The 6982-nt window shown below is 39.1% G+C and carries 5 protein-coding genes; 3 read left to right on the forward strand and 2 right to left on the reverse strand.

What is annotated here, in order from left to right; all coding sequences use genetic code 11:
* Window positions 1-1073: 1073 nt before the first annotated feature.
* Window positions 1074-1301: a hypothetical protein gene (locus F6K54_RS37105; protein WP_293088971.1), complete on the reverse strand. Its 228-nt coding sequence runs from the start codon at window positions 1299-1301 to the stop codon at window positions 1074-1076.
* 1842 nt (window positions 1302-3143) lie between these two features.
* Between F6K54_RS37105 and F6K54_RS37110 the strand changes: the two genes are divergently transcribed.
* Together F6K54_RS37110 and F6K54_RS37115 are read left to right on the forward strand one after the other, a co-directional pair.
* The gene (locus tag F6K54_RS37110; protein WP_293088973.1) at window positions 3144-4622 is read left to right on the forward strand and encodes a sigma-70 family RNA polymerase sigma factor; all 1479 of its coding nucleotides are present in this window, start codon (window positions 3144-3146) and stop codon (window positions 4620-4622) included.
* Window positions 4597-4797 (forward strand): hypothetical protein, encoded by a 201-nt coding sequence (locus tag F6K54_RS37115; RefSeq protein ID WP_293088975.1) that lies wholly within the window; start codon window positions 4597-4599, stop codon window positions 4795-4797. The genes F6K54_RS37110 and F6K54_RS37115 overlap by 26 nt, the downstream gene beginning before the upstream one ends.
* Before the next feature lie 354 nt (window positions 4798-5151).
* Here the strand turns inward: F6K54_RS37115 and F6K54_RS37120 are convergent, their stop codons facing one another.
* Window positions 5152-5328 (reverse strand): hypothetical protein, encoded by a 177-nt coding sequence (locus tag F6K54_RS37120; protein ID WP_293088977.1) that lies wholly within the window; start codon window positions 5326-5328, stop codon window positions 5152-5154.
* An 81-nt stretch (window positions 5329-5409) separates the two neighbouring features.
* Here F6K54_RS37120 and F6K54_RS37125 point away from each other — a divergent pair, with 81 nt between their 5' ends.
* Window positions 5410-6591 carry a DUF1822 family protein gene (locus F6K54_RS37125; RefSeq protein WP_293088978.1) on the forward strand — a complete coding sequence of 394 codons (1182 nt, stop codon included), beginning with the start codon at window positions 5410-5412 and terminating at the stop codon, window positions 6589-6591.
* Window positions 6592-6982 lie beyond the last annotated feature (391 nt).

Consider the following 6982-nt stretch of genomic DNA (forward strand, 5'->3'; position numbering starts at 1 on the left):
ATGGGGGGATGTGGAGATTGGGAGATGGGGAGATGGGGAGGTAGTGAGATGGGGAGGTAGGGAGATGGGGGATTGGGAGATGGGGAGATTGGGAGATGGGGAGTTGGGGAGATGGGGAGATGGGGAGATGGGGAGATGGTAATCAAAGATAGCATTACTATTAAACATCTCCAAAAATCAAAAATTCAATCAATTCTTATCCATAAATTATCAATTGCTCCCCTCCTGGGAGGGGTTAGGGGTGGGTTCCCTGTTCCCTGTTCCCTGTTCCCTGTTCCCTGTTCCCTGTTCCCTGTTCCCTGTTCCCTCTTTTCTGGAGATGTCTATTCAGAAATGGTACTATATCAAATCCGTTTAATTCGGTATAAAAAAATGTTCCATCTGGGCGCTATTGCCAAATCTTTGCTTTATCAAAATAATTGGATCTAAAACCCCGCCTTTTAAGGCTAAATATTTTTGGAGTCTTACTCAAATCCCCTACTTTCCCTCCTGGGAGCAGTAGGGGTGGGTTAACTTCTGACTTCGTTAACTCCCCACACTCCCCTAATTAGGGCAAGGCTGTTTCATTCTTGCTTAAGGCTTCAGGGGAGCAGGGGAGTAGGGAGTAGGGGAGAATTTTCCACGCTTAAGCCAACGATTTTCCCCAAATTTATCAATTATTCTTAAAGGTTAAAAATACGAATTGTTGTGGCTTTGAGGGAATTGAACCAGATATTTAGACAAAGTTTAATGACACTTATCGGCAAATGCGTGGCTAATTTCTCTATTTTGTGATCCTCTAATCTCTCGTTCTCCTTAAATTGTTAACTCACGGTACTTTGAAACAGCCCTGCCTAATTAGGGTTTGCTGATTAAATCTCAAATAATTACCAGTTAAAGGTTTTAGCCTTTTTAGGTATTGAAAAAGTACATGGTTTTCAACTCTTCATGCTCAAAAAGTTAGCATTTTTAGCAACAAGAGTTGGGCAAAAAAATTCTCCCCTACTCCCCTACTCCCCTACTCCCCTACTTCCCTACTCCCCTACTCCCCTACTCCCCTACTTCCCTACTCCCCCGCTCCTTAAAAAGAAACCCTAATTAGGAGGAAGAGTGTTTCCAGGTTCTTCATCTGGATCTTCCTCTTCTTGGGGACTCAAGAGTAATTTTTCAATTTCAGGAGTATCTATGAAAGCAAAAGTTAAAGTTGTTGCTTTAGATGGGGAAAAAGTGATATAGCTGTCGCTGTACTCCGGCAACGTTGTCAAAGCAATAATATTGGGTAATAAAGCAATAAGGTTTAAGCTAATGAAATAAAGTAACATTTGCATGACTCCTAATATATGGTGTTTACTTCCGTCTCTATAAACCTCTTTGTCTTAAGGAGCAAATTTATGCACTTATCAGAAAAGGCAGAAGGAAATTCTGACTCCTGCCTTCGTAAGCATTCAGCACTCAGCCAGCCTCCTATAGTCAGAACTACGTTATCAGCTAGCCTCCTCCGGAGGAAATGCGGACTTCAGCTATTGCTTTTAGTAAGCATTCAGCAGTCATATCATGTCCGGTTGAATAATTAGACTTTGGAGGAGGTAAGGCAGGAGGCAACCCACCCCTAACCCCTCCCAGGAGGGGAAGGCAGGAGGCAGAAGGTTTTCTTTCATTGTCACCTTAATTTTATACACGCTCCGATGCTACCGGACATGATATCAGCCATCAGCTAGCAGCTATTGCTTTTAGTAAGCATTCAGCAGTCAGCTATTAGCTAGCCTCCTCCGGAGGAAATGCGGACTTCAGCTATTGCTTTTAGTTTAGGATCAAAGCTTTATTAATTGTCTTATATCGAGCGTGATAAAAAACTTTCTCCTTCTTTTCTTCTTTCTTCCCTCCTGAATTCTGTTTGCGTAGCATTCCGTAGGAAATTGCAGAATTGCTGAATTCTGAGTAGTTTATTTATAACTGTTCAACCGGACATGATATTACTACAAAAGTTGCTTCCCTTGCCCTTAAAGTCAGTTGTTAATTTAAACACTGTCCTTAAGGAGAAAATCTTGTTGCTGAAGTCCGCAGTTCCGACTCAGGAGGCTAGTGCAGGATGGCGGAAATAACTAACCAGTTAAAAAAGGTTCAAAAGCTTGTACAATAACCTTTCTTCCCTTCTGCCTTCTGCTATCCTAGATAACTAAAGCCTCTTGCCTTCTGCCTTTTTGCACTAGCTGACGGCTGAATGCTTACCTTCTGCCTTCCCTCCTCCAAAGTGTAACTATTCAACCGGAAATTATATAACTGCATAATTAAGAAATCTACAGACAATATAGAGATAGTAACAAGATAAACATTTTTTTGGAGATAAATAAATGACTAAAAAAAAATAAAAATAATTTATATATCTTGCATTCAATTAGCTAGATATGCTAGGTTAAATACAAATAATTGACCAAGCCTTCAGTGATTCATAATTTCAGCAAACAGTTTAGATCTAGACTTAAAACTAGACATATGTGATTTTAATGGGGATTAAATTCTTATTAATTTGTCCTATTCTATAAGTTGAAATTTAAATCCAAGCTTATAGTTTATAGCTGTTAATTGCTAACTGATAACTTGATTTACAGCTAATTGAAAAATTCACAACAGTCATAATTAGGGTTTGCTGAAAAAGTCTTATGGGTGAGGGTAGGAGACAGGAGACAACCCACCCCTAACCCCTCCCCCTCCCAACCCACCCCTAGCCCCTCCCAGGAGGGGAGGGGAAGACAGGAGATAGGAGAAAAGGGAATTTATAGGAGGTAGGAGTAAGAATTGTCCCAAGATTGTTCTGCAATTATTCTGCCTTTTATCCTAACTTTTTGGTCGCTCAAGCTGAAAAAGTTGCACTTTTTTTCGCTCCTTAAAGGCTAAAACCTTTATCTGTAAATGCTTTTAGATTTATTCAGCAAGCCCTAATTAAAACAAAATGGGTTAGCAATACTCCATTATCTCAGGACAAAATTGGTATTACAGGAGGTACTGATAACTGACACAGCAATTCCGTTAACCCTTTCTTGTCTATTCTCCATTCCCTGTTGCCAGATGAGCTGTTGCCTAAAACAATAAACATAAGTAGCTCACGGACAGCGGGAAGTGCTGTAACTGATAACTGAAGTGACATCTACATCAAAGGTAAAAATATGATTTTTAACAGAAACAGAGATATCAAAGCAAAATTTTCGACCTTCTTCAACATAGAAGAAAAATCAAATAAACTAGGAATAATCAATTTCCAAACAGTGCCTAAACTAGCCAAAAATTTCGATGGCATATTTCAATCATATCCAGAAGTAAATGAAGAATATTGTGCCAAATTTTTTGTTAAAGAAGTACAAACAAAAAATAAAAACAAGCTAGAAAAAGAACACTTATCAGCATATTTAGAAGAATCCTGTTACTGGCTGGCAACTCAAGAACTTAATCAACAATTGGCACCCATAAAATGGCAGGAATTAGATTGTTTTCAAGAAGCAAGAAAAATCGCAGCTGAACCTAGTAAAATATTTGCTAAATATAATTTTACTGACACCTCAGTGATAACCTGGGCAAAACGACAAATAAAACATCAAGTCAGACAAATAGCTTATGTAGGCAAAGAATTTTGTAAATACGCAACTTGGTCTGCACCTAAATATTTAAGTGAAAAAATGCTGATAGAAGCTCTACAAACTAAGTCAAATATCAATACAAAAAAAGAAATTGACAGTTGTACTTTAGCATTCAAATCTTATAAAGCAGTTTATAGAAGCAAACCAGAAAAAATTGGAGGAAAGCTAGCAGAACCAAGTAAAAAACAGTGGGAAGATATTAAAAATTACTATAATAAATTATGTTCCCGCTATAACAATAAATTATCCTCTGATAATAGTGAACCTCTAGAAGAGATAACTGATTTTCAGCAAATTAAAGACACAATTATCGCCTGTGAAAAAGTAGCAAGAGGCTATTGTTGTACTCTTGAATATGTTGAGAAAAATTCAACACTAGAAAAAATGATTTCAGTTAATTACCCGCCCCAAGAAACAGAGAGTGAAGAACAAAAGCAAATAATCTCAGTGTGTTTGTCTGAGTTTTCCAAACTAACACCAGAATGTCAGAAACTAATGCAATTATATTACGGCTTAAATATCTCGCAAACTGAAATGAGTGAGATATTTGGTATGCACCAATCTCAAATATGTCGAAAAATTAAAGAGCGTGAAAAAAAGCTATTAATAGCTTTGGAGAAATGGTGTCAAGCAAATTTGGAAATTACTCCAAATGAAGGAATTATCGAAGAACGTCGTCAATTTTTAAAAGACTGGTTGAAATACTATTTTCAGCAGCAATTTTATCGGGTATTGCAGGAAAATTTATTAGGCCAGAAAAAGGAAAAAATTATGATTTTGCGGCTACATTATGGTGAAAGATTAAAGCTAGATACTGTAGCAGAAAAGTTAAAAGTTTCTGAGCAAAAAGTTGCGGGGGAAATTGAGATGGTGCAGCAAAAACTACAGATATTTTTACAGCAATGGATAATGGAAAAAATGGAGATTTGTTTACCAAAGTCTGCAAATAAAAGAATCGCCAATTTTGTAGAGGAATGGTTGAAAATTGCGCCTTACGCTATGTGGAATTGAAGAAGGAGTCAGGAGTCAGGAGACAGGAGTCAGGAGGCAGGAGGCAGGAGGCAGGAGGCAGGAGGCAGGAGTCAGGAGTCAAGAGGCAGGAGGCAGGAGGCAGGAGGCAGGAGGCAGGAGGCAACCCACCCCTCGCCCCTCCCCCTCCCAGGCAGGGCTGTTTCATTCTCAATAGACACGGGGACACGGAGACACGGAGACACGGGGATAGAGGCTTTTAATTTATGATTAAATTGACTTTTCACCATTTTAGTCAGAGCAAAAGGGACGTTATTGGCGCTCAAAATCAGCCAATTTTGGTAAATTTTGCTATTCTTTGATCCCCATTACTCCTATTCTCCCGCTCATCGTTAACTTGCGATACTTTGAAATAGCCCTGCCCCTCCCAGGAGGGCCAGGAGACAGCTATACTGGAGAAATGGGAATGAGCGAGGAGGTAGGAGCGGGCGTTTTGTCCCAAGATTTTCATTACGGGAGTAGGACAAACTTCTTCCCTCTTCCTTCTTCCTTCTTCCTTCTTCCTTAAACATTACCGGAGCAGGACTAACTTCTTTCTTCTTCCTTCTTCCTTCTTCCTTCTTCCTTCTTCCTTAAACATTACGGGAGCAGGACTAACTTCTTCCCTCTTCCCTCTTCCTTCTTCCTTAAACATTACCGGAGCAGGACAAACTTCTTTCTTCTTCCCTCTTCCTTCTTCCTTAAACATTACCGGAGCAGGACAAACTTCTTCCTTCTTCCTTCTTCCCTCTTCCTTCTTCCTTCTGAATATAAATAGGAGAAATCAAAAATGACATTAACTCTAGATGAATTAACAATAGTATTTCCAGACCAATTATTATTAGAAAATTCCCCAGAAGAAACCGAACAACTCTGGCAAGAATCTCAAAATTATTCTAATGATGCAGCTAGGTGGAATGCTTATTTGAATCGTCTTTGTTTAAATATGACAATTAAATATTTAACAGAAGATACACAACCAGAAGAAATACCACAAATATCATTAGACTTAGAAAGTTTAAATCAAATTTGGGAGGTGGTAAACGGTAGTGCTCTTTCCATAGGAGAAACTAGAATTATTCTCATACCCACAGAAGAAATAGATACAGAAGAATTTGCTATTCCCCAGGAGTGGGTAGACTTGCCAAGTTTGGTAGGTGACTATTATTTGGCAGCAGTAATGGAACCGGAAGAATATCGGATGAGAATTTGGGGTTACACCAGTTATCAAAATCTCAAAAGCAAAGCAAACTATGACGAATTAGATCAAATCTATTATTTAGGGCAAGAATTTATGACTGAAGATTTAAATGTCATGTGGGTTACGCGGGAACTTTGTCCCCAGGCAAAACCATCAGTTGAGGCCATAGAAAGTTTGTCTTTAGATGAAGCAATTGCTTTGGTGGCACAGTTGGGGGAATCGTCTCCTTATTCTCCCAGGTTGGAGGTGGAGTTTGAGAAGTGGGGAGCGTTGTTAGAAAACCAGAATTTATTGCAGATGTTGTATGAGCAGAGGTTGAGAGGCGATCGCCCGACTGGTACAAATTTACTGCAATGGTTTGAGGGGATATTTGAAACTGGTTGGCAAACTGTTGAGGAGGTTTTAAATTTTGAGCAAGCAGAAATTGGTTATAGTTTTCGTAGTTCAGTGGGGATATCCCGGGGTAAAAAGATCGATCTAGGAATGCAATTTTCTGAGGAGTCGGTAGCTTTAATTGTGCATTTACTTGCAGAAAATGATACAGAAAAAGATGTGAATATTCAAGTACATCCGATGGGGGAACAAATTTATTTACCACCGGGAGTTAAGTTAATAGTTATGGATGAGTTTGGGGAAGAATTAGCATTTGTAGAATCTCGCGATGCCGATAATTTTATTCAGCGGAATTTTACTGCTGAAGTAGGAGACAAGTTTAGTATTGCTGTGGCATTGAGAGAAGCAAGAATTACTGAAGATTTTTATTTGGAATAAATAGGAAGGCAGCGGGAGCTGGAGGCAGAAGGCAGCGGGAGCTGGAGGCAGAAGGCAGAAGGGAAAAAAAGGTTAAAAGGTAGAAGGTTTTTTTGTCACTGATTATCCGGACATAGTATCTGTTGCCTGGTAAGCATTCAGCATTCAACATTCAGCTATCAGCTTTTGAGATACATCTATAATTTACTATCACAAATTATATGGGTTAATAACTCAGATTTGTGGTTGAAAATTTAGTAGAAGTTAAAAAAATGCTGTCTTCATCCATTAAAAAGCTAGGAACTGACTGCTGATATCATGTCCGGTAGCATCGGAGCGTGTATAAAATCAAGGTGACACTCTTGAGAAAACCTTCTGCCTCCTGCCTTCCCCTCCTGGGAGGGGTTAGGGG

Origin of the sequence: Okeania sp. SIO3B5, from assembly GCF_010692555.1 — a bacterium.
Classification (GTDB): Bacteria; Cyanobacteriota; Cyanobacteriia; order Cyanobacteriales; family Microcoleaceae; genus Okeania.